Below are 21469 nucleotides of genomic sequence, written 5' to 3'. Positions count from 1 at the left end.
TATAGGGTCGGCTGCAATGGACAGGACGCTGATCGTGACGAACGACTTCCCGCCCCGCCCCGGCGGCATTCAGGCGTTCCTGCACAACATGGCGCTCCGCCTCGACCCCGACCGCCTCGTCGTCTACGCGTCCACCTGGAAGCGCTCACGCGAGGGCGTCGAGGCGACGGCAGCGTTCGACGCCGAGCAGCCCTTCACCGTCGTCCGGGACTCCACGACGATGCTGCTGCCGACGCCAGGAGCGACCCGGCGCGCGGCCGGGCTGCTGCGGGAGCACGGCTGCACCTCGGTGTGGTTCGGGGCGGCCGCGCCGCTCGGGCTGATGGCGCCGGCGCTGCGCAGGGCGGGCGCCCGGCGGCTGGTGGCCACCACCCACGGGCACGAGGCCGGGTGGGCGCAGCTGCCCGCCGCCCGGCAGCTGCTCGGCCGCATCGGCGAGGCCACGGACACGATCACGTACCTGGGCGAGTACACCCGCTCGCGGATCGCGACGGCGCTGAGCGCCGAGGCGGCCGGGCGGATGGCGCAGCTGCCGCCGGGCGTCGACGAGAAGACCTTCCACCCGGGCTCGGGCGGCGACGAGGTCCGCGCGCGGCTCGGGCTGACCGGCCGGCCGGTGGTGGTGTGCGTCTCGCGGCTGGTGCCCCGCAAGGGCCAGGACACCCTGATCCTGGCCATGCCGCGGATCCTGGCCGCCCACCCGGACGCGGTGCTGCTGGTCGTCGGGGGCGGCCCGTACGAGAAGGACCTGCGCCGGCTCGCGCGCGAGACGGGAGTGGCGGGCTCGGTCCGCTTCACGGGCTCGGTGCCCTGGTCCCAGCTGCCCGCCCACTACGGCGCCGGGGACGTCTTCGCGATGCCGTGCCGGACACGGCGGGGCGGCCTCGACGTCGAGGGCCTCGGGATCGTCTACCTGGAGGCCTCGGCGACCGGACTGCCCGTCGTCGCCGGCGACTCCGGGGGCGCGCCCGACGCCGTGCTCGACGGGGAGACGGGCTGGGTCGTGCGCGGCGGCTCGCCGGCCGAGGCCGCCGAACGGATCGTCGTCCTGCTCGGGGACGCCGAACTGCGCCGCCGGATGGGCGAGCGCGGACGGCAGTGGGTCGAGGAGCGGTGGCGCTGGGACCTGCTGGCGGAGAAGCTGCGCACCCTCCTCGTCGACGCGTCCTGAGGCGGGTCGACCGTCCCAGGCGGGTCGTCCCGGGTCCGTGAAGTCCCGCCCGGCGACGCCGCTTCGCGGACCCGTCCCGGAGTGTTCCTTCGGCCCGTGTCTGCTCGGTTTTTGCCGGCCTGTCCCATCTTTGCCCTCCGCCCCCCTAGCCGGACGGCGAGAATCCGCTGATGCTGCGCACATGACAGCCAAACTGATGCAGCGTCAGCTGACGAGACGTCAAATCCTTGGTATGGCCGCCCTGCAGACGGCGGCCACCCTCGGCTTCACCCGCGTGGGCCTGCAGTCGGCCCGCGCCGACGAGCCCGCAGCGGTCGAATCCGCCCCCGCGATCATCGTCGGCTCCGGCTACGGCGCCGCCGTCGCCGCCCTCCGTCTGGGCCAGGCCGGCATCCGCACCCTCGTCCTCGAGATGGGCCGGCTGTGGAACACGGCCGGCGCCGACGGCAAGGTGTTCTGCAACACCGCCTCCCCCGACCAGCGGTCCATGTGGTTCCGCACCCGCACCGAGGCGCCGCTCGCCACCTTCCTGTGGCTGGACCTCGTCAACAAGGACATCACCCGCTACCCCGGCGTCCTGGACCGCGTGCACTTCGACGACATGTCCGTCTTCGTGGGCCGGGGGGTCGGCGGCGGCTCCCTGGTCAACGGCTCGATGGCGGTCACCCCGCCGCAGTCCTACTTCGCCGAGCAGTTCCCCACCGTGGACGCGGCGCAGATGTACGCGACCTACTTCCCGCGCGCCCGCGCCATGCTCGGCGTCAACACGGTGGACCCCGCGTGGTTCGAGTCGACGGAGTGGTACCGGTTCAGCCGGGTCTCCCGCAAGCACGCGGCCAGAGCCGGACTGAAGACCACGTTCGTCCCCAGCGTCTACGACTTCGACTACATGCAGCGCGAGGCCGCGGGCACCGCCGTGAAGTCCGCGCTCGGCCAGGAGGTCATCTACGGCAACAACCACGGCAAGCGCAGCCTCGACAAGACGTACCTGGCGTCCGCGCTCGGCACCGGCAACGTCACGATCCACACCATGGAGAAGGTGCGCGCGGTCAGCCGGGCGAACGACGGGACGTACGTCCTGACCGCCGACCGCATCGACGACACGGGCCGGGTCGTCGAGACCAGGCAGTACGGCTGCACCTACCTCTTCCTCGGCGCCGGCAGCCTCGGCACCAGCGAACTCCTCGTCCGCGCCCGGGAGACGGGCACGCTGCCCGCGCTGAACGCGAGCGTCGGGGCAGGCTGGGGAACCAACGGCAACGTGATGCTCGGCCGGGCCAACCACCTGTGGGACACCGTCGGGGCCGACCAGTCGACCATGCCGGTCATGGGCATCGACGACTGGGCGAACGCCGACAACCCCGTCTTCGCCGAGATCGCCCCGCTGCCCACGGGGCTGGAGCACTGGGTCAGCCTCTATCTGGCGATCACCAAGAACCCGCAGCGGGCCTCCTTCACGTACGACGCCGCGTCCGGCGGGGTGAAGCTCGGCTGGAGCGCGGCGCAGAGCGCGGTGTCGGTGGCCATGGCGAAGAAACTGTTCGACCGGATCAACGCGGCGAACGCCACGATCTACCGCTACGACCTGTTCGGCACGTCCAACAAGGTCTTCGCCGACGACTTCACCTACCACCCGCTCGGCGGCTGCGTGCTGGGGAAGGCGACCGACGACTACGGCCGGGTGAAGGGCTACTCGAAGCTGTACGTCACCGACGGGTCGCTGGTGCCCGGCAACATCGGGGTGAACCCGTTCGTCACCATCACCGCGCTCGCCGAACGCACGATGGCGCGGGTCCTCGTCGAGGACACCACGCCATGACACCCCGTCAGGAGGTGCGCCGAACACGTCACTTGGCGTAGATCGCCTCGATCTCGCCCGCGTAGTCCTTCGCCACCACGTTGCGCTTGAGCTTCAGTGACGGCGTGAGGTGGCCCGAGTCCTCCGTGAACTGGGAGGAGAGAATGCGGAACTTCCGCACCGATTCCGCCTTCGAGACCGCGGCGTTGCCGTCGTCGATCGCCGACTGGACGGCGGCCTGGAGATCGGCGTCATCGCGCAGCGACGCCGCGGTCGAACCCGCCGGCTTGCCGTGATCGGAGGCCCAGCGGCCCAGGAACTCCTCGTCGATGGTGACCAGCGCGCCCACGAACGGCCGCCCGTCGCCCACCACCATGCACTCCGCGACCAGCGCGTGCGCGCGGATGCGGTCCTCGATCACGGCCGGGGCGACGTTCTTGCCGCCCGCGGTGACGATGATCTCCTTCTTGCGGCCGGTGATCGCGAGGTAGCCGTCCTCGTCCAGGGTGCCGATGTCACCCGTGTGGAACCAGCCGTCGGCCAGCGCCTCCGCGGTGGCGCCCGGGTTGTTCCAGTACTCCTTGAACAGGTGCTCGCCGTGCAGCAGCACCTCGCCGTCGTCCGCGATCCGCACGACCGAGCCGGGCAGCGGCTGGCCGACCGTGCCGATCTTCTGCCGGTCCCACGGGTTGAAGGCGGTCGCGGCGCAGGACTCCGTCAGGCCGTACCCCTCCAGGACGGTGAAGCCGATGCCGCGGAAGAAGTGACCGAGGCGCTCGCCGAGCGGGGCGCCGCCGGAGATCGCGTACTCGCCCCTGCCGCCGAGCACCGCACGCAGCTTGCCGTAGACCAGCCTGTCGAAGACCTTGTGCTTGATCCTCAGTTTCAGCGGCGGCCCGGCCGGCAGCTCCAGCGCCCTGCTGTACGCGATCGCGGTGTCCGCCGCCTTGTCGAAGATCGCGCCCTTGCCGTCCGCCTGCGCCTTGGCGCGCGCCGAGTTGTAGACCTTCTCGAAGACCCGCGGCACGCCGAGGATCAGCGTCGGCCGGAACGACGCCAGCTCGTCGGTGAGGTTCTTGATGTCCGGGACGGTGCCCAGCTTGATCGGCGCCATCATCGGGGCGATCTGCACCAGCCGGCCGAAGACGTGCGCGAGCGGCAGGAAGAGCAGGACGCTGCACTCGCCGGTGCGGAACAGCGGCCGCAGTCGCTCCACGACGTTCCCGCACTCGGCGAAGAAGCTGCGGTGGGTGAGCACACAGCCCTTGGGCCGGCCGGTCGTGCCGGAGGTATAGACGATGGTCGCCGGGTCGTCGGCCTTGGCCAGCGAACCGCGCTCCTCGGCGGCCGCGTCGGAGACGTCCCTGCCGAGCCGCCCGAGCTCCTCGACACCGCCGGCCTCGATCTGCCAGACGTGCTTCAGCGCCGGCAGCGACTCGCGCACCGACTCCACGGCCGCCGCGTGGGCGTCCAGCTCGACGACCACGGCGGTGGCGCCCGAGTCGGAGAGGATCCACTGCACCTGCTCCGGGGAGCTGGTCTCGTACACCGGGACGGTGACCCCGCCCGCGCACCAGATCGCGAAGTCGAGCAGCGTCCACTCGTAACGGGTGCGCGACATCAGGCCGACCCGGTCGCCGGGCTGGACGCCGGAGGCGATGAGGCCCTTGGCGGCGGCCTGCACCTCGGCCAGGAAGGCCGTGGCCGTCACGTCCTGCCAGGCGCCTCCCACCTTGCGGGCGATGACGGCGACGTCGGGATGCTGCGCGGCGTTTCTGCGGACGATGTCGGTCAGATTGCCGTCCGCAGGGACCTCGTACAAAGCCGGAAGGCTGAACTCGCGCAAGACTGCTGCTCCTCATAGGGCGCCGGCGCCACGACGTTGTGCGATGCGACGATGCGGTCCATGGCTCGGGCGTGCGCTCAGGTGTCTCGGCGGAATCTCCGTGGCCGGAATCTCCGTGGTTGAAAACCTGAGCACGACTGGACTGCCCGGACGTTACCCGCCGGTATGGCCTCTTCGACAGGGGGGCCGCTGAGATGTTCGCTGCGTCACACGGATTGGTGTCTCCCGGGCGACAGTAGTCCACCACTTTACTGACTGGCCAGTAACCGGTATCCGGGCCGCCACTGTTCACATATGCCGCACACGCCTACCCTTGATCGACATGGCATCCACACCGCCCGGGAACCGCCGGACACGCATCCACGTGGTCAGCGACGTGCACGGCAACGCGCGCGACCTGGCCAGGGCCGGAGAGGGCGCGGACGCGCTGATCTGCCTCGGCGACCTCGTCCTGTTCCTGGACTACGCCGACCACTCCCGCGGGATCTTCCCCGACCTGTTCGGCGTGGAGAACGCCGACCGCCTCGTCGAGCTGCGCACCGCGCGCCGCTTCGAGGAGGCCCGCGAACTCGGCGGCCGGCTGTGGGCCGGAGTCGGCGGCGACCGGGCCGCGCTGATCGAGAAGGCCGTCCGCAAGCAGTACGCAGAGCTGTTCCCCGCGTTCCCGACCCCCACCTACGCCACCTACGGCAACGTCGACATGCCGCAGCTGTGGCCCGAGTTCGCCGGCCCCGGCACGACCGTCCTCGACGGGCAGCGGGCGGAGATCGGCGGCCGCGTCTTCGGCTTCGTGGGCGGCGGCCTGAGGACGCCGATGCGCACCCCCTACGAGATCAGCGACGAGGAGTACGCCGCCAAGATCGAGGCCGTCGGCGAGGTGGACGTGCTGTGCACCCACATCCCGCCGGAGGTGCCGGAACTCGTCTACGACACCGTGGCCCGCCGCTTCGAGCGGGGCAGCCGCGCCCTGCTCGAAGCGATCCGCCGCACCCGCCCCCGCTACTCCCTGTTCGGCCACGTCCACCAGCCGCTCGCCCGCCGCATGCGGATCGGGGCCACCGAGTGCGTGAACGTCGGCCACTTCGCGGGCAGCGGCAAGCCGTGGGCGCTGGAGTGGTGAACTCGCCCGGCGGACCGCGCGGTAGCCTTCACGCTGCACCCACGTACCTTTACGGGCCCGGATCCCAAGGAGCCACGGCGATGGCGGAACACACCAGCTCGAGCATCACGATCGAGGCGGCACCGGCCGACGTCATGGCGGTGATCGCCGACTTCGCCCGCTACCCCGACTGGACCGGAGAGGTGAAGCAGGCCGAGGTCCTCAAGAAGGACGAGCAGGGCCGCGCCGAACAGGTCCGCCTGGTCATGGACGCCGGCGCGATCAAGGACGACCAGGTCCTCGGCTACACCTGGACCGGCGAGCACGAGGTGTCCTGGACGCTGGTGAAGTCCCAGATGCTGCGCCAGCTCGACGGTTCCTACCTCCTCAAGCCGGCCGGCGCCGGCGGCACCCAGGTCACCTACCGGCTGACCGTGGACGTCAAGATCCCCATGCTGGGCATGATCAAGCGCAAGGCGGAGAAGGTCATCATCGACCGCGCGCTGGCGGGCCTGAAGAAGCGAGTGGAGTCGGGCGAGAAGTAGGCGGTTCCTTCCTCGGGCACGTTCCCGTCAGCCTGTCCGGCGATCGAGGGCGGGGCCCCTGAAGGGCCGAGGACGGGTCCGGGGGCGCAGCCCCCAGGGCGCCACGACAGGTACCGTTCCCCACCATGCGCACCCTCCTGATCACCGGCCCCGGCGGCAGCGGCCGTACGACGATCGCGGCCGCCACCGCTCACCAGGCAGCCGCCGGAGGCATCCGCACCCTCGTCCTCAGCGCCGACCGCTCCGACACCCTCGGCGCGGCGCTCGGGACGCGGACCGGGACGAGCCCCGTACGGGTCGCCCCCCGCCTCACCGCATGGCGTCCCGACGCGGCCGCCGGCTTCCGCGACGACCTCACCGGCTTCCAGGACCGCGCCGCCACCCTCCTCGACCTGGTCGGCGCCTCCCGGCTCGACCCGGAGGAGGTCACCCCGCTGCCCGGCGCCGAGGAACTGACCCTGCTGCGCGCGCTGCGGGACGCCGCCCTCGCCGAGGCCCACGACCTCCTCGTCGTCGATCTGCCGCCCGCCCCGCGGGCCCTCGCCCTGCTGGCCCTCCCGGAGGAGCTGCGCCGCTATCTGCGCCGCCTGCTCCCGCCGGAACGCCAGGCCGCCCGCGCCCTGCGCCCCATGCTCGGCCGGCTCGCCGGAGTACCGATGCCCGCCGAGCAGCTGTACGAGACGACCGCCCGCTGGGACCTGGAGCTGGCCGCCGTCGAGGCCGTCCTCGCCGACCGCCGCACCGCCGTCCGCCTGGTCGCCGAGCCCGGACCGGCCGGCGCCGACGCCGTCCGCGACGCCCGCCTGGGCCTCGCCCTGCGTGCCCTGCCCGTCGAGGCGCTCGTCGCCAACCGCGTGCTGCCCGAGGAGGCGGCGCACGCCGGACCGCTCACCGGGATCGCCGCCCAGCAGCACAAGGTCCTCGGCGAATGGTCCGGCGCCGCGACCGTCGCCCACCTCGGCCACGACCCCCGGGGGGCCGAGGACCTCGGCGCGCTCGCCGTGCCCGCCGTCAACCCGGCGGCCTCCCCGGTCGAGTGGCCCGTCGTCGACCGGCTCGCCCAGGACGGCGTGCTCGTCTGGCACATCCCGCTGCCCGGCGCCATACGCGAGGAACTCGACCTCGTCCGGCGCGGTGACGAACTCGTCGTCAGCGCCGGACCCTTCCGTCGCATCGTCGCGCTGCCCTCGGTGCTGCGCCGCTGCGGGGTCGACGGCGCCGCCCTGCGCGACGGCGAGCTGTGCGTGCGGTTCGCCCCGGATCCCGGGCTGTGGCCGCGCGGACAGTGAACGGCATACCGCCGTTCGGGTAACGTCGGAGTGACGAGCCGCAGACCGGCGCCGTCCACCAGGAGTCGTCAGGAGTCCGCCATGAGCGAAGAGCGCCCCACGCCCGACGCCGCAGGGCAGCCCGCCGGGACCGAGTCCGCCGACGTACCGCCGCGCGCGAGCGACGCAGACGCCTGGGCGACCGCCGCCGCCGAGGATCTGGCGGCGGAGCAGGCCCGCCGCCGCGCCGAGTACGGCCCGCCCACGGGCTCGGCGGCCGAGGAGCTGCGCAAGCTCCTCGACGCCGTCGGCGACAAGCTGTCCTCCCTCCAGTCCCCGCTGCTCACGGCGGTCGCCGGACCCGCCGCCCAGCAGGTCGTCCGCCAGGTCGTCCAGCAGGCCAAGGCCGCCGTGGAGCCCGTGATCGAGCGCAACCCGGACGTCTTCGACCACCTCGCGGCGGCCGGCACCGAACTCCTCGCCGCCTACCGTTCCGCCGTCCAGACCCAGGAGGGCCGCTGGACGGCCGGGGCCAACGACCCGCGGGACGAGCGGCCCGGCCCGGGGCGCGACGACGGCGACGGCACCGGTCCCGGCCAGCGCATCGACTTGGACTGAAGCCCTTCGACGGCAGGGCCTCGGGTACGGTTGACCGTAGCGGGGCTCGACCGGAACTGAGGGATTCATGGGACTCACCATCGGCGTCGACATCGGCGGCACGAAGATCGCGGCCGGCGTGGTCGACGAGGAAGGCAACATCCTCTCGACCCACCAGGTGCCGACCCCGGGCACGCCCGAGGGCATCGTGGACGCCATCGCCGCCGCCGTCGACGGCGCGCGCGTGGGGCACGCCATCGTCGGTGTGGGCATCGGCGCGGCCGGCTATGTCAACCGCCAGCGCTCGACGGTCTACTTCGCGCCCAACATCGACTGGCGCCAGGAGCCGCTGAAGGAAAAGGTCGAGGCCCGCGTGGGTCTCCCCGTCGTCGTGGAGAACGACGCCAACGCCGCCGCGTGGGGCGAGTACAAGTTCGGCGCGGGCAAGGGTCACCGCAACGTCATCTGCATCACCCTCGGCACCGGCCTCGGCGGCGGCATCATCATCGGCAACAAGCTGCGCCGGGGCCACTTCGGCGTGGCCGCCGAGTTCGGCCACATCCGGATGGTCCCGGACGGCCTGCTGTGCGGCTGCGGCTCGCAGGGTTGCTGGGAGCAGTACGCCTCCGGCCGTGCCCTCGTGCGCTACGCGAAGCAGCGCGCCAACGCCACTCCCGAGCGCGCCGAGGTGCTGCTCGGGCTCGGCGACGGCAGCCCCGACGGCATCGAGGGCAAGCACATCTCCATGGCCGCCCGGCAGGGCGACCCGGTCGCCGTGGACTCCTACCGCGAGCTCGCCCGCTGGGCCGGCGCCGGCCTCGCCGACCTGGCCTCGCTCTTCGACCCGTCCGCGTTCATCGTCGGCGGCGGCCTCTCGGACGAGGGCGACCTGGTCCTCGACCCGATCCGCAAGTCCTACAAGCGGTGGCTGGTAGGCGGCAACTGGCGTCCGGTGGCGGACGTCATCGCGGCGCAGCTCGGCAACAAGGCGGGGCTGGTCGGAGCGGCGGACCTGGCGAGGGAGCCCGACCCGATCATGTAGTCGTATCGCGCGTCTACACCCACACGGGGGCTGCTCGCGGCCCCCGTTCGCTTTTGCGGACGTACGGGACGAGGCGGCGTATCTTGATCACCATGCCGACGACGTCGCCGCTTCCCAACTCCCGTACCGAGCCGGACGGTTCGGCCGTCATCCGGGTCCTCAGCTACAACGTCCGCTCCCTGCGGGACGACACCGACGCCCTCGCCCGCGTCATCACGGCCTGCGGCCCCGACCTGGTGCTCGTCCAGGAGTCCCCGCTCTTCTTCCGCTGGCGCAAGAAGCTCGCCCGTCTCGCGGCCGCCTCCGGTCAGGTGATCCTCACCGGCGGCGGCACGGCGGCCGGCCCCGCCGTCCTGTGCTCACTGCGGGCGACCGTCGAACGCACCGAGGACGTGCTGCTGCCGCTCACCCCGGGCCAGTTCCGCCGGGGCCTGGCGACGGCCGTGGTCCGCTTCGCGGGCGCCCGGCTGGGTGTCGTCAGCTGTCACCTCGGGCTGACGGCGGCAGAGCGCCGTGAACACGGCGGCCTGCTCCTCGACCGGCTGGCCGGTCTGGGCGTGGAGCACGCGGTCGTGGGCGGTGACATCAACGAACGGCCCGACGGCGCCACCTTCGGCCGACTGGCGGCAGCGCTCCAGGACTGCCGTACCGCGGCCCCCTGGGGCGCCGAGCACACCTTCCCGGCCACCGGCCCGGACCGCCGCATCGACGGGATCTTCGCGACGAAGGCCGTGGAGGTGCTGGGCTGTGGGGTGCCGGTCGACGTGCCGGGCGTCACCGAGGCCGACCTGCGCGCGGCCACCGATCACCTGCCGGTGCTGGCCGCGCTCCGCGTGCCCGCGGCCTGACCTTCGGGAATGCGGGAAGGCGCCGTCCCGAGGGCGGCCGCGGACCACCTGCCGGCCTCGCCGCCCATCCCCGCGGGCCGCCCCGCGGCCGGTGACCGTCGGCGGCCGGACTGCCGTCCACAGGCCGAACGGCCGCAGATCCGAAGCCCGCAGCCCGGACGACCGTAAGCCGGACGACCGTAAGCCGGACGACCACAGGCCGGGCGGCCGCAGGTCAGACGACCGCCCCCCGCCCCGGATCGCCCTCGTCCTCGTCGTCCGTGCGCATCCGCGCCACCAGCGTGGCGAAACCGCCGAGGAAGCCGCCGATGGCGATGGTCGTCAGCCACCACGTCATCTCCCAGCCCAGCAGCACCGCGACCAGCAACAGCACCGGACCCCCGAGCACCCCGAGCCAGGCGAACCTGGCCGTGGTGTCGGCGGTGGGCAGCGGCGGCGGCTCCGGCGGGACGAAATGACCCTCGTCGTCCTCGTCGAAGTCCTCCTCGGCCGGTTCGGGCGTCGCGAAGTCGCGCGGGCCGACGCCGGGCGCGAAGGCGACCGAACTGCCCAGCGGTTTGGCCGGTTTCTTCTCCTCGCCGGACTCCTTCGCGGGCTCCGCGCCGGTGTCCGCCCCGGCCTCCTCGTCGTTCGCCTCGACCTCGAGGAGCGCCAGGTCCTCGACCGACTTGAACGGCTTGGCGCCCGGCGGGTCCGGCGGCTCGTCGCCGTACCCCGCGACGATCGCCGCCCACGCGGCCGCTTCGTCGAAGGGCACGCTCTGCTCCTCCGGCTCGCGGCCCTCCCGGGCGTCCGGGCCGTCCCGCTCGTCCCGGTTCTCCCGGTCCTCGCGGTCGGAGTCGTGCTCAGCCACCTACGGCCGTCCCTTCCTTGCCGACACTGGGCGCGATCCGGCCGATGAACGCGTAGCTCTCCTCGAAGATCCGGTCCGCATCGTGGTCCAACGTTGCCACGTGGTAGCTCTGTTCCAGCAGGATCTCGGTCACGTCCGTCGACGACACCCGGCTGAGGACCCGCGCCGAGTCGGCCGGCGGCACCACATGGTCCTGCGCGCTGTGCAGCAGCAGCAGCGGCTGGGTGACCTGCGGCAGCTCGCCGTCGACCAGCCGCAGGAAGGTGCGCAGGGAGTGCGCCGAATGCAGCGGCACCCGGTCGTACCCGCTCTCCGCGACGCCCCCCTTCGCGATGTCGCTCGTGATCCCCTTGGTCGTGCGCACGAAATGACGGGCCACCGGGAGGGCGTACGCGGACAGGCCGTGCACCTTGTTCGCCGGGTTGACGACGACGACGCCGGCCACCCCCTCCCCGTGCTTCGCGGCGAGCCGCAGGGCCAGCGCGCCGCCCATGGACAGACCGACCGTGAACACCGCGGCGCAGCGCCGGCGCAGGGCGTGCAGCTCGCGGTCCACCTCCGCGTACCAGTCCTGCCAGCCGGTCAGCGCCATGTCCTCCCAGCGCGTGCCGTGGCCCGGCAGGAGCGGCAGTGAGACCGTCAGGCCCTGCTCGGCCAGGTACCGCGCCCACGGGCGCAGCGACTGCGGGGATCCGGTGAAGCCGTGACAGAGGAGCACTCCGACCTCCCCGCCCTCATGGCGGTACGGCTCGGCTCCAGGAAGGACCGGCACCTTCGGTCTCCTGTCTTCGTCTGTTCTTCATGGGAGGGACGTGTGCTTCACCGTACGCGACCCCACTGACACCGACCAGGGCCGTCGGAGCCATCGCCGCCGCCCCGGGTTAAGGTCTGTGCGACACAAACAGGAGGCAGTCGGTTGTTGTACGGCGCGATGAAGGTCGCTATCGGGGGACCCCTGCGGGTCGCCTTCCGGCCCTGGGTGGAGGGCCTGGAGAACATCCCCGCCGAGGGCGCCGCGATCCTGGCGAGCAACCACCTGTCGTTCTCCGACTCGTTCTTCCTGCCCGCGGTGCTCGACCGCAAGGTCACCTTCATCGCGAAGGCCGAGTACTTCACCACGCCCGGCGTGAAGGGCCGGCTGACGGCGGCCTTCTTCAAGGGCGTCGGCCAGCTCCCGGTGGACCGCTCCGGCGGGCGCGGCGCCGGCGAGGCCGCGGTCCGCAGCGGCATCGAGGTGCTGGAGCGCGGAGAGCTCTTCGGGATCTACCCCGAGGGCACCCGCTCGCCCGACGGCCGCCTCTACCGCGGCAAGCCGGGCGGCCTCGCGCGCGTGGCGCTCGCCAGCGGCGCGCCCGTGATCCCGGTCGCCATGATCGACACCGAGAAGATCCAGCCGCCCGGGAAGGTCCTCCCGAAGATCATGCGGCCCGGCATCCGCATCGGCGAGCCGCTGGACTTCAGCCGCTACCAGGGCATGGAGCACGACCGGTTCGTGCTGCGCGCCGTGACCGACGAGGTCATGTACGAGATCATGAAGCTCTCCGGCCAGGAGTACGTCGACATGTACGCGACCGCCGCCAAGCGGCAGATCGCGGAGGCGGCGAAGGCCGAGAAGGAAGCCGAGAAGGCCGCGAAGGCGGCGCTCGCGCAGGCCGAGAAGGACCAGGCCGAGAAGGACCAGGCCGAGAAGGACCGGGCGAAGAACGACGCAGAGCAGCGGGCCGAAGAGCAGCGGGCCGAAAAGCGGCGGGACGCGGAGCCAAGGGACATGGGGCAAAGGGACCCGGAGCAGCGGGACACGGAGCAGTAGGGCGGGGAGCCGTAGCCGGCGGCCCGGGGGCGGGGGACGGATGGCCAGACGCGAGAGAGTCGTGAAGATGTCGGTCGAGCTGCCGCTGTGGCGTGCGCTCGCCGGCTACCGGGTGCTCACCATGCTCTACGCGGTGGGCTTCTTCGCCACCGCCTACGACGGGTTCGCGCGCCCCTGGGTCGCGGTCGCCTACTACTGCGTCCTGTTCGTCTGGACCGTCGCCACCCTGCCCAAGGTCGCGAGCGCGGCGAGCTGCACCAAGCGCTTCCTCGCCGCCGACCTCACCGTCGCGCTCACCGGCATCATGCTCACGACCGTCGCGGACAGCCACGAACGCATCCAGTCGGGCGGCCCGACGCTGCCGTCGATATGGACCGCGGGCTCGGTGCTGGCGTTCGCCATCAAGGGCGGCTGGCGCTGGGCGGCGTTCGCCTCCACGGCCGTCGCGGTGACCAACCTGGTCGAGCGCGGCGCCCCGGCCCGCGACACCGTCCACAACGTCGTCCTCGTCTGGGTCGCCTCCATCGCCATCGGCTACGTCGTCGAGGTCGCCCGCGCCTCCGAGCGCACCCTCGCCCGGGCCCTGGAGATCGAGGCGACGACCCGGGAACGGGAGCGGCTCGCCCGCGACATCCACGACAGCGTGCTGCAGGTGCTCGCCATGGTGCAGCGCCGCGGTGCGGTCATCGGCGGGGAGGCGGCCGAGTTGGGCCGGCTGGCCGGTGAGCAGGAGGTGGCGCTGCGCATGCTGGTCTCCGGCGGCCTCGTGCCGGTCTCCCGGGTCTCGCGGGACGCGGCGGACGGCGCCGTCGTCCACGTGGTGGACGAGCCGGCGGAGCAGCCCGGGGTCGTCGACCTGCGCGCGCTGCTCGCTCCCTTCGCGGGCGCCCGCGTGAACCTCGCCGACCCCGGCGCCGCGGTGCCGCTGCCCACGCCCGCCGCACGGGAGCTGGCCGCCGCGGTCGGGGCCGCCCTGGACAACGTGCGCGGACACGCGGGGGAGGACGCCCGGGCCTGGATCCTGGTCGAGGACGAGCCGGACAGGGTCGTCGTCACCGTGCGGGACGACGGGCCGGGCATCCCGGAGGGCCGGCTCGCGCAGGCCGAGGGCGAAGGAAGGCTCGGGGTCGCCCAGTCGATCCGGGGAAGGCTGCGGGACCTCGGCGGCAGCGCCGAGCTGATCTCGACGCCGGGACAGGGCACGGAGGTCGAACTGACGGTGCCGAAGGAGAAGAACGTGCAGCGGGGGAAGGCGGGACGGCGATGAGCCAGGAACACGGCGGGGCGGGAACCGGCGGCGCGATCAGGGTCATGGTGGTCGACGACCACCCCATGTGGCGCGACGCGGTCGCCCGGGACCTGGCCGAGTCGGGACTGGACGTGGTCGCCACCGCCGGCGACGGCGAGCAGGCCGTGCGCCGCGCCAAGGCCGTCACGCCGGACGTGCTCGTGCTGGACCTGAACCTGCCGGCCAAGCCGGGCGTCCAGGTATGCAAGGAGGTCGTCGCCGCGAACCCAGCCCTACGGGTCCTGGTGCTGTCGGCGAGCGGCGAGCACGCCGACGTGCTGGAGGCGGTGAAGTCCGGCGCGACCGGCTATCTGCTGAAGTCGGCGTCCACCGAGGAACTGCTGGACGCCGTGCGGCGCACGGCCGCCGGCGACCCGGTGTTCACCCCGGGGCTGGCCGGCCTGGTCCTCGGCGAGTACCGCCGGCTCGCCTCCGACCCCGGCTCCGCCGCCGACAGCGACGAGCCGAACGCGCCGCGGCTCACCGACCGCGAGACCGAGGTGCTCCGGCTCGTCGCCAAGGGCCTGAGCTACAAGCAGATCGCCGAACGCCTGGTGATCTCGCACCGCACGGTCCAGAACCACGTCCAGAACACCCTGGGCAAGCTCCAGCTGCACAACCGGGTGGAACTGGTCCGGTACGCGATCGAACGCGGCCTCGACGACGAGTGACCCGCGCGCGACACTGACTCTTCGTCAGGCAACTGCGGCGAAGGGACACTTTCCATGCGGTCGGAGTGCTGACCGCAGGCGGCGACTGCCCCGGCCTCAACGCCGTCATCCGGGCCGTCGTCCGCAAGGGCGTCCAGAGTTGCGGTCATGACTTCGTCGGCTTCCGAAACGGCTGGCGGGGGTCCGCTCGAGAGGCGCTCGGTCCGCCTCGACCTCCCCGCCGTCCGCGGCATCCTGCCCAGCGGCGGCACGATCCCCGACTCCTCGCGGACCGGCCGTCCCTGAAGACCGAGCAGAAGTGAGCCCGACTCAGCCGCACGCCCCGAACGGACTTGAGCGCACTGGTCCCCGGCGTACTCGACCCCCGAGGCAGCGACACGCATCCTGTGCGCGGTCGACCCGCGGCTGCACACGGAGGTGGGAGTGTTCTTCGGCTGAGCCGTTCACCGGCTACGAGGGCAGGCCCGTCGTGCGGAGCCGGGCGACCGCCTCCCGCACCAGGGACGTCCCGTTCAGCGTCAGCACCGACTCCGGATGGAACTGCACCCCGCCGAAGCCGGGCCCCCGCAGGGCGTGCACCTCGCCGTTCGGGGCCCGGCTCACCTCCACCCCGCGCACGGCGAGCTCCTGCGCGGCCTCGTCGCCGCACCGCGCCACGAAACTGTTGTAGAAGCCGACCGTCTCGGTCCGCCCGAAGAGGTCGATCGCCGTCTGCGCCCCCTGGTAGGGCACCTCCTTGCGGACGATGTCCAGCCCCAGCTCGGCCGCGATCAGCTCGTGGCCGAGGCACACGCCGAGCACCCCGTGGCGGTGCTCCCGCAGCACCCGGGCGGTCAGCTCCCGCAGGCGCCGCATCTTCGGATCGTCCAGGTCGCACGGGTCGCCGGGACCGGGCCCCAGCACCACCGGCCCCTCGTGCGCGAGCACCGCCTCGCGCAGCCCGTCCTCGTCGTACCGCCGCACGTCCACCTCCAGACCGCTGGAGCGCAGCACGTGCGCCAGCATCGCCGTGAACGTGTCCTCGGCGTCGACGACGAGCGCGTGCCCGGTCAGCTCCCCCGTCCGCTCCTGCATCCGCAGCCAGAACGGCGCCAGCGAGGCACGCCGGCCGTCGAGCGCGGCCCGCACCCGGGGGTCGTCGGCGAGCCTCGGCGGCACGGCCCGCGTGTCCGGCCGGCCCGCGCGCACCCCCAGCGCCGCCAGCACCCCGGCCGCCTTGGCGTGCGTCTCCGCCACCTCGCCCGCCGGGTCCGACCCCCGCACCAGCGTGGCCCCGACCGGCACCCGCAGCCGCCCGGCAGCGTCGATGTCGGCGGTGCGGATGAGGATGGGGGAGTCGAGGGTCTGCGCCCCGCCCGAGTCCCTGCCCAGCAGCGCGAGCGCGCCGGCGTAGTAGCCCCGCCCGCCGGCCTCGTGCCGCTCGATGACCCGGCAGGCGTTCTGCACGGGCGAGCCGGTGACGGTCGCCGCGAACATCGTCTCCTTCAGCACCTCCCGCGCGTCCAACGAGGACTTACCGCGCAGCTCGTACTCGGTGTGCGCGAGGTGCGCCATCTCCTTCAGCCGGGGTCCGACCACCACCCCGCCCATGTCGCCGACCGTGCACATCATCTTGAGCTCCTCGTCGACGACCATCGACAGCTCCTCGATCTCCTTGCCGTCGGCGAGGAATTCCAGCAGGCGCTCGGGGGTCGGTCCTTCGGCGGGATACCGGTACGTGCCGCTGATCGGGTTCATGACGACCGTGCCGCCGGACATCCGCACATGCACCTCGGGGCTGGCCCCGACCAGCGTCCTGTCCCCGGTGTGCACGACGAACGTCCAGTACGCGCCCCGCTCGCCCTCCAGCAGGCGCCGGAACAGGGCGAGGGCGTCGGCCCGGGAGAACCCGGGGATCTCGCCCTCGTAGGTCCGCCGGATCACGAAGTTCGCGCCCTCGCCGCCGCCGATCTCGTCCCGCAGCACCCGTCCGACGATCCGCGCGTACTCCTCGTCGCCGACGTCGAAGGCGCCGTCGCGGACCCGGACGTCGTGGGCGGGCAGCTGGGAGAGGACGTCCTCGAGCGGGAAGGAGTGGGTCTCCTCGGGGTGGAGCACCGCGAGCGGTGTGCCGTCGTCGCGCACGTCGAAGCCGCGCTCGCGGATCTGGCGGAAGGGGACCAGGGCGAGGCCCTCGTCGGGGAGGTCGGCCAGGCGGTCGTAGGTGCGGACCGGGCCGAGGAGCAGCTCGACGACGTTCTCGTCGTGGCCCGGCGTGCGGCGGCGCAGCAGGGCGAACGGGCGGGGGTCGGCCGGCAGGTCGAGCAGATGCATGGGGCGTGTCCTTCTCGCTGGGAGGAGCTTGTCGCCAGAGGGACGGCCGGGCCCGGAAACACCGAAGGCCGCCCTCGGGCGGCCTTCGCGACGTCGTGCGTACGCGCAGTCAGTGGGCCGCCGGATGAGCGGTCCACCACCAGTTCTGGATCGAAAGCGCGAACATGCGCCGCACCCTACCCCATGGGTCCCCGGCCGCGGGGAGGTCCTCAGGTGAGCGGGACGGCGTCTCACCTGTCGAGCCGGTGCGAAAACGACGTGACACGACCCCGTAGTGTTGAGGGCGTGACCGTGAACGCTAAGACCAGCGCGAGCGCTGGCAACACCTGGCGAGACCTGCCCGCGGCGCAGCAGCCCGAGTACCCCGACACCGAGGCTCTGCGCGCAGTCGTTGCGGAGCTCGAGTCGTATCCGCCGCTCGTCTTCGCGGGCGAGTGCGACCAGCTGCGCGCCCGGATGGCGTCCGTCGCCAAGGGAGAGGCGTTCCTCCTCCAGGGCGGCGACTGCGCCGAGGCCTTCGACGCGGTGTCGGCCGACCACATCCGCAACAAGCTCAAGACGTTGCTGCAGATGGGCGCGGTGCTGACGTACGCGGCCTCCGTGCCGGTCGTCAAGGTCGGCCGGATCGCCGGCCAGTACTCCAAGCCGCGTTCCAAGAACACCGAGACCCGCGACGGCGTGACGCTGCCGACGTACCGCGGCGACTCGGTCAACGGCTTCGACTTCAACGAGGCGGCCCGCGTCCCGGACCCCGAGCGGCTGAAGCGGATGTACAACGCGTCCGCCTCGACGCTCAACCTGGTGCGCGCCTTCACCACCGGCGGCTACGCCGACCTGCGCCAGGTGCACGCCTGGAACCAGGACTTCGTGAAGTCGTCCCCGTCCGGCCAGCGCTACGAGCAGCTCGCCCGTGAGATCGACAACGCGCTGCACTTCATGCACGCCTGCGGGGCCGACCCGGAGGAGTTCAAGACGGTCGAGTTCTACTCCTCGCACGAGGCGCTGCTGCTCGACTACGAGTCTGCCCTGACCAGGGTCGACTCCCGCACCGGGCACCTGTACGACGTCTCGGCGCACATGGTGTGGATCGGCGAGCGCACCCGGCAGCTGGACCACGCGCACATCGAGTTCGCCTCGAAGATCCGCAACCCGGTCGGCATCAAGCTCGGGCCGACGACGACGGCCGAGGAGGCGCTACAGTACATCGAGCGCCTCGACCCGGACCGCGAGCCCGGCCGGCTGACCTTCATCGTCCGCATGGGCGCCGACAAGGTCCGCGACAAGCTGCCCGAGCTGGTGGAGAAGGTCACGGCCTCGGGCGCGACGGTGGCCTGGATCACCGACCCGATGCACGGCAACACCTACGAGGCGGCCTCGGGTCACAAGACCCGCCGCTTCGACGACGTGCTGGACGAGGTCAAGGGCTTCTTCGAGGTCCACAAGGCTCTCGGCACCCACCCGGGCGGCATCCACGTGGAGCTCACCGGCGACGACGTCACCGAGTGCGTGGGCGGCGGTGACGAGATCTTCGTCGACGACCTCCACCAGCGCTACGAGACGGCCTGCGACCCCCGGCTGAACCGCAGCCAGTCCCTCGACCTGGCATTCCTCGTGGCGGAGATGTACCGCGACCAGTAGGCGTGATCGTCATGGCAGTGGGGCGCGGATCACATGCGATCCGCGCCCCACTCCACTTTTCCCGCCACGCGGCGCCGGGTAAGGTTAGGTTAGCCTCACCGACCAGGGAGCCCTGAGATCCGGTAGGCGTGACTCAGGGACCGGCGAGGAGGTGAACCGCGTGTACGTCTGCAGCTGCTTCGGGGTGACCGAGGCCCAGGTCAAACAGCACGCGAACGACGGCGCCTGCACCCCGCGCCAGATCGCCTCCGCCTGCAAGGCGGGCACGGACTGCGGCTCCTGCGTACGCCGGATCCAGGCCATCCTCGGCCGGGGCGCCTCCCCGCGCCCGGGTGTGACCGACCTCGCCGGCCACAAGGCGCCGGCCCTCACCGCACTCGACGAAGCGGCCTAGGAGTCTCCTCCACCGCGTCGACCGCAGGCCGGGCCGCGGTGCGGGGCGGGCCTGCCGGTTCAGCTCTCCGGTTGCTCGATCAGCTGGGCGATGTAGAGCGCCTCGCCGAGCTTCTCCACCAGCTCCAGCTGGGTGTCCAGATAGTCGATGTGGTGTTCCTCGTCCTCGAGGATCGACTCGAAGATGTTCGCGGACGTGATGTCGCCCTTCTCACGCATCACCTTGATGCCGCGCTTCAGCCGGTCGATCGCCTCCACCTCGATCAGCCGGTCGGCCTCGAACATCTCCTTGACCGTCTGTCCGACGCGCACGTGGAACAGCCGCTGGTAATTCGGCAGCCCGTCCAGGAAGAGAATCCGGTCGGTGAGCACCTCGGCGTGCTTCATCTCGTCGAAGGACTCGTGCCGCGTGTATTTCGCGAGCTTCGTCCAGCCGAAGTTCTCCTGCATCTTGGCGTGGAGGAAGTATTGGTTGATGGCGGTGAGTTCGCCGGTGAGCTGCTCGTTGAGGAACTCGATGACCTCGGGGTCGCCCTGCATCGCAGAGGCTCCTTCCACGTCGGAGAATTCGGGAGGTTCCGCCGCATGATTTCACCGGCATCGAAGATCGTCCAGTAAGTGCGTACTTAGTAAGTTAGTGCATGCTTAGTATCAGTTGCCCGATTCGGGATATGCCCGGTCATGGCTGGTCATGTGCATCGTCCGGGGTCTGTCAGGATGGAGTCATGGGTCATCCGGTGGAGCGAGAATCTGGAGAAGAGGCGGTGTCCGAGCTTCCGCCGGGGCAGCGACTGCAGCGCGGCTGGCCCGTCACCCACTACGGTCCGGTCCCCAAGTTCCGTCCCGAGCGCTGGGAGTTCCGGGTCTTCGGCGCCACCGCCGACGGTGAGAAGCGCTGCTGGAACCACGACGAGATCACCGCACTTCCCTACGCCTCCGTGCTGGCCGATCTGCACTGTGTGACGAAGTTCAGCATGCTCGGCGCCGAGTGGGGCGGCATCCCGGCCCGCACGATCCTGGAGATCGCGCCGCCCGCCGCGAGCGTCACCCATGTGATGGTGTGGGCCGAGTACGGCTTCAGCTCCAACCTGCGGCTGTCCGACTTCGCCGCCGAGCGCACGATCTTCGCCACCCACAAGGACGGCGAGCTGCTCACCGCCGAGCACGGTTTCCCGCTGCGACTGGTCGTCCCGCACCTGTACGCCTGGAAGGGCCCCAAGTGGGTCCGTGGCATCGAGTACATGACCGCCGACCGCCGCGGCTTCTGGGAGGAGCGCGGCTACCACAACATCGGCGACCCCTGGAGCGAGCAGCGCTACTCCTACCAGGAGGAGCCCGGGGACGGCCCCGAACTCTGACGGCCCCGAAGCCGCGACGGCCCCGGGGCCGGGAAGCGTCGCCTCAGCCGTCCCGCAGTCTCTTCAGCCGCCGCACGTCCGTCGCGTGGCCCTCCCTGCCGCCCGGCGTCTCGATGACCAGCGGCACGCCCGCCGTCGCCGGGTGGGTCATCAGGTCCCGGAAGGGATCCTCGCCGATGTGACCCTCGCCGATGTTCTCGTGCCGGTCCTTGTGGGCGCCGGCCACGTCCTTGGAGTCGTTGGCGTGGATCAGCTTCAGCCGGCCCTCGCCGACCGTGTCCACCAGCAGGTCGAGGGTCCGGTGCATGCCGGACGGGCCGGCCAGGTCGTGCCCGGCCGCGAAGACGTGGCAGGTGTCGAGGCAGACGCCCAGTCTGGGATGGGAGTCCAGCGCCTCGAAGTACGGCCCGAAGTCCCAGGTCCGGGAGCAGAGCGAGGAGCCCTGGCCGGCGGTGGACTCCAGCAGCAGGAACGGGTCGTCGTCGTGGGTCAGCTCGTCCAGCAGCGGCAGCAGGTACTCGCGCACCTGCTTCAGCGCCACCGACCGGTCCCGCCCGCCCGTCGCGCTCCCGGTGTGCACGACCACGCCCAGCGCGCCGATCTCCCGCCCCCGGCGCAGCGAGTGCCGCATCGACTCCACCGACCGCTCGGCCGTCGCCTCGGTGTGCGAGCCGAAGTTGATCAGGTACGGGGCGTGCACGTACGCCGGGACCGACCGCTGCGCGCACGCCTCCCGGAAGGCCTCGTCCTGCCGGGGGTCGCCCGCCGGCGTGGCCCAGCCACGCGGGTTGGCCACGAACACCTGGACCGTCTCGGCCTCGAGGTCGTGCGCGTACGACATGCCCACGCGGTGCAGACCGCCGGCCACGGGCACATGGCCGCCGACGGGATTGCGGGAGGGGAAGGGGGGACGAGCACTCACCCGGTCAGG

Annotated in this window: 21 protein-coding genes and 1 pseudogene; 15 read left to right on the top strand and 7 right to left on the bottom strand. The window is 71.9% G+C overall.

From position 1 onward, the window contains the following. The first annotated feature begins 16 nt into the window (after nt 1–16). Complete coding sequence (locus QF032_RS11465; RefSeq protein WP_307055938.1) at nt 17–1171, top strand: glycosyltransferase family 4 protein; 1155 nt, start codon at nt 17–19, stop codon at nt 1169–1171. 232 nt (nt 1172–1403) lie between these two features. Next, nucleotides 1404–2990 carry a GMC oxidoreductase gene (locus QF032_RS11460; RefSeq protein WP_307060220.1) on the top strand — a complete coding sequence of 529 codons (1587 nt, stop codon included), beginning with the start codon at nt 1404–1406 and terminating at the stop codon, nt 2988–2990. A 28-nt stretch (nt 2991–3018) separates the two neighbouring features. Here QF032_RS11460 and QF032_RS11455 read toward each other — a convergent pair whose 3' ends face one another. Further along, nucleotides 3019–4815 carry an AMP-dependent synthetase/ligase gene (locus QF032_RS11455; RefSeq protein WP_307042071.1) on the bottom strand — a complete coding sequence of 599 codons (1797 nt, stop codon included), beginning with the start codon at nt 4813–4815 and terminating at the stop codon, nt 3019–3021. A 364-nt stretch (nt 4816–5179) separates the two neighbouring features. Between QF032_RS11455 and QF032_RS11450 the strand changes: the two genes are divergently transcribed. The 6 genes from QF032_RS11450 to QF032_RS11425 all read left to right on the top strand — a co-directional run bounded on the left by QF032_RS11450 (nt 5180) and on the right by QF032_RS11425 (nt 10214). Then, nucleotides 5180–5935, top strand: a complete 756-nt coding sequence (locus QF032_RS11450; protein WP_307060218.1) for a metallophosphoesterase family protein — start codon at nt 5180–5182, stop codon at nt 5933–5935. A gap of 80 nt (nt 5936–6015) precedes the next feature. Next, nucleotides 6016–6459 carry an SRPBCC family protein gene (locus tag QF032_RS11445; protein WP_306953061.1) on the top strand — a complete coding sequence of 148 codons (444 nt, stop codon included), beginning with the start codon at nt 6016–6018 and terminating at the stop codon, nt 6457–6459. Between the two features lie 125 nt (nt 6460–6584). Beyond that, nucleotides 6585–7748 carry an ArsA family ATPase gene (locus QF032_RS11440; RefSeq protein WP_307055937.1) on the top strand — a complete coding sequence of 388 codons (1164 nt, stop codon included), beginning with the start codon at nt 6585–6587 and terminating at the stop codon, nt 7746–7748. An 81-nt stretch (nt 7749–7829) separates the two neighbouring features. Then, nucleotides 7830–8345, top strand: a complete 516-nt coding sequence (locus QF032_RS11435; protein WP_307042067.1) for a DUF5304 domain-containing protein — start codon at nt 7830–7832, stop codon at nt 8343–8345. Nucleotides 8346–8412: 67 nt separating this feature from the next. Next, nucleotides 8413–9366 (top strand): ROK family glucokinase, encoded by a 954-nt coding sequence (locus tag QF032_RS11430; RefSeq protein ID WP_266727344.1) that lies wholly within the window; start codon nt 8413–8415, stop codon nt 9364–9366. 92 nt (nt 9367–9458) lie between these two features. After that, a complete protein-coding gene (locus tag QF032_RS11425) occupies nt 9459–10214 on the top strand; it encodes an endonuclease/exonuclease/phosphatase family protein (RefSeq protein WP_307042065.1) in 756 nt (251 codons plus the stop codon). Nucleotides 10215–10428: 214 nt separating this feature from the next. Here QF032_RS11425 and QF032_RS11420 read toward each other — a convergent pair whose 3' ends face one another. Together QF032_RS11420 and QF032_RS11415 are read right to left on the bottom strand one after the other, a co-directional pair. Next, on the bottom strand, nt 10429–11067 hold the full coding sequence (locus QF032_RS11420; RefSeq protein ID WP_307055936.1) for a hypothetical protein: 639 nt from the start codon (nt 11065–11067) through the stop codon (nt 10429–10431). Next, nucleotides 11060–11839 carry an alpha/beta hydrolase gene (locus tag QF032_RS11415; protein WP_306953072.1) on the bottom strand — a complete coding sequence of 260 codons (780 nt, stop codon included), beginning with the start codon at nt 11837–11839 and terminating at the stop codon, nt 11060–11062. Before QF032_RS11415 ends, QF032_RS11420 begins: the two co-directional genes overlap by 8 nt. A 159-nt stretch (nt 11840–11998) precedes the next feature. Between QF032_RS11415 and QF032_RS11410 the strand changes: the two genes are divergently transcribed. From QF032_RS11410 to QF032_RS11395, 4 genes and pseudogenes are all read left to right on the top strand, one after another. Then, entirely contained in the window at nt 11999–12877 is an 879-nt protein-coding gene (locus tag QF032_RS11410) for a lysophospholipid acyltransferase family protein (RefSeq protein WP_307055935.1), read from the top strand. A gap of 40 nt (nt 12878–12917) precedes the next feature. Continuing rightward, nucleotides 12918–14144, top strand: a complete 1227-nt coding sequence (gene macS / locus QF032_RS11405) for a MacS family sensor histidine kinase (RefSeq protein WP_307055934.1) — start codon at nt 12918–12920, stop codon at nt 14142–14144. After that, on the top strand, nt 14141–14836 hold the full coding sequence (locus QF032_RS11400) for a response regulator (protein ID WP_306953078.1): 696 nt from the start codon (nt 14141–14143) through the stop codon (nt 14834–14836). Before macS ends, QF032_RS11400 begins: the two co-directional genes overlap by 4 nt. A 32-nt stretch (nt 14837–14868) precedes the next feature. Next, nucleotides 14869–15109, top strand: a pseudogene (locus tag QF032_RS11395) (6-phosphofructokinase); the annotation flags it as partial. Nucleotides 15110–15286: 177 nt separating this feature from the next. Here QF032_RS11395 and QF032_RS11390 read toward each other — a convergent pair. Together QF032_RS11390 and QF032_RS40585 are read right to left on the bottom strand one after the other, a co-directional pair. Then, nucleotides 15287–17149, bottom strand: coding sequence for an anthranilate synthase family protein (locus QF032_RS11390; protein WP_307055933.1), 1863 nt, complete (start codon nt 17147–17149; stop codon nt 15287–15289). A 109-nt stretch (nt 17150–17258) separates the two neighbouring features. After that, the gene (locus QF032_RS40585) at nt 17259–17315 is read right to left on the bottom strand and encodes a trp operon leader peptide (RefSeq protein ID WP_115913573.1); all 57 of its coding nucleotides are present in this window, start codon (nt 17313–17315) and stop codon (nt 17259–17261) included. 119 nt (nt 17316–17434) lie between these two features. Between QF032_RS40585 and QF032_RS11385 the strand changes: the two genes are divergently transcribed. Together QF032_RS11385 and QF032_RS11380 are read left to right on the top strand one after the other, a co-directional pair. Further along, the gene (locus tag QF032_RS11385) at nt 17435–18787 is read left to right on the top strand and encodes a class II 3-deoxy-7-phosphoheptulonate synthase (RefSeq protein ID WP_307042056.1); all 1353 of its coding nucleotides are present in this window, start codon (nt 17435–17437) and stop codon (nt 18785–18787) included. A gap of 160 nt (nt 18788–18947) precedes the next feature. After that, nucleotides 18948–19181 (top strand): (2Fe-2S)-binding protein, encoded by a 234-nt coding sequence (locus QF032_RS11380; protein WP_373430321.1) that lies wholly within the window; start codon nt 18948–18950, stop codon nt 19179–19181. A 59-nt stretch (nt 19182–19240) separates the two neighbouring features. Here QF032_RS11380 and bfr read toward each other — a convergent pair whose 3' ends face one another. Beyond that, nucleotides 19241–19720, bottom strand: coding sequence for a bacterioferritin (bfr, locus tag QF032_RS11375; protein ID WP_107444433.1), 480 nt, complete (start codon nt 19718–19720; stop codon nt 19241–19243). A gap of 185 nt (nt 19721–19905) precedes the next feature. On the opposite strand from bfr, the gene QF032_RS11370 reads away from it, so the two are divergent. Further along, nucleotides 19906–20538: a sulfite oxidase-like oxidoreductase gene (locus QF032_RS11370; protein ID WP_306953083.1), complete on the top strand. Its 633-nt coding sequence runs from the start codon at nt 19906–19908 to the stop codon at nt 20536–20538. 43 nt (nt 20539–20581) lie between these two features. On the opposite strand, the gene QF032_RS11365 is transcribed toward QF032_RS11370, so the two are convergent. Beyond that, nucleotides 20582–21460, bottom strand: coding sequence for a deoxyribonuclease IV (locus QF032_RS11365; RefSeq protein ID WP_306953085.1), 879 nt, complete (start codon nt 21458–21460; stop codon nt 20582–20584). Between the last annotated feature and the right edge of the window lie 9 nt (nt 21461–21469).

The organism is Streptomyces achromogenes (genome assembly GCF_030816715.1).
GTDB lineage: Bacteria > Actinomycetota > Actinomycetes > Streptomycetales > Streptomycetaceae > Streptomyces > Streptomyces achromogenes_A.
This window is presented reverse-complemented; position numbering and strand designations above follow the sequence as displayed.

What these genes read in the sequence shown, in the direction of transcription:
- macS (WP_307055934.1), top strand. Translation starts at nt 12,918, where the DNA reads ATGGCCAGACGCGAGAGAGTCGTGAAGATGTCGGTCGAGCTGCCGCTG.
- QF032_RS11425 (WP_307042065.1), top strand. Translation starts at nt 9,459, where the DNA reads ATGCCGACGACGTCGCCGCTTCCCAACTCCCGTACCGAGCCGGACGGT.
- QF032_RS11465 (WP_307055938.1), top strand. Translation starts at nt 17, where the DNA reads ATGGACAGGACGCTGATCGTGACGAACGACTTCCCGCCCCGCCCCGGC.
- QF032_RS11435 (WP_307042067.1), top strand. Translation starts at nt 7,830, where the DNA reads ATGAGCGAAGAGCGCCCCACGCCCGACGCCGCAGGGCAGCCCGCCGGG.
- bfr (WP_107444433.1), bottom strand. Translation starts at nt 19,720, where the DNA reads ATGCAGGGCGACCCCGAGGTCATCGAGTTCCTCAACGAGCAGCTCACC.
- QF032_RS11460 (WP_307060220.1), top strand. Translation starts at nt 1,404, where the DNA reads ATGGCCGCCCTGCAGACGGCGGCCACCCTCGGCTTCACCCGCGTGGGC.
- QF032_RS11440 (WP_307055937.1), top strand. Translation starts at nt 6,585, where the DNA reads ATGCGCACCCTCCTGATCACCGGCCCCGGCGGCAGCGGCCGTACGACG.
- QF032_RS11430 (WP_266727344.1), top strand. Translation starts at nt 8,413, where the DNA reads ATGGGACTCACCATCGGCGTCGACATCGGCGGCACGAAGATCGCGGCC.
- QF032_RS11390 (WP_307055933.1), bottom strand. Translation starts at nt 17,149, where the DNA reads ATGCATCTGCTCGACCTGCCGGCCGACCCCCGCCCGTTCGCCCTGCTG.
- QF032_RS11445 (WP_306953061.1), top strand. Translation starts at nt 6,016, where the DNA reads ATGGCGGAACACACCAGCTCGAGCATCACGATCGAGGCGGCACCGGCC.
- QF032_RS11410 (WP_307055935.1), top strand. Translation starts at nt 11,999, where the DNA reads ATGAAGGTCGCTATCGGGGGACCCCTGCGGGTCGCCTTCCGGCCCTGG.
- QF032_RS11400 (WP_306953078.1), top strand. Translation starts at nt 14,141, where the DNA reads ATGAGCCAGGAACACGGCGGGGCGGGAACCGGCGGCGCGATCAGGGTC.
- QF032_RS11370 (WP_306953083.1), top strand. Translation starts at nt 19,906, where the DNA reads ATGGGTCATCCGGTGGAGCGAGAATCTGGAGAAGAGGCGGTGTCCGAG.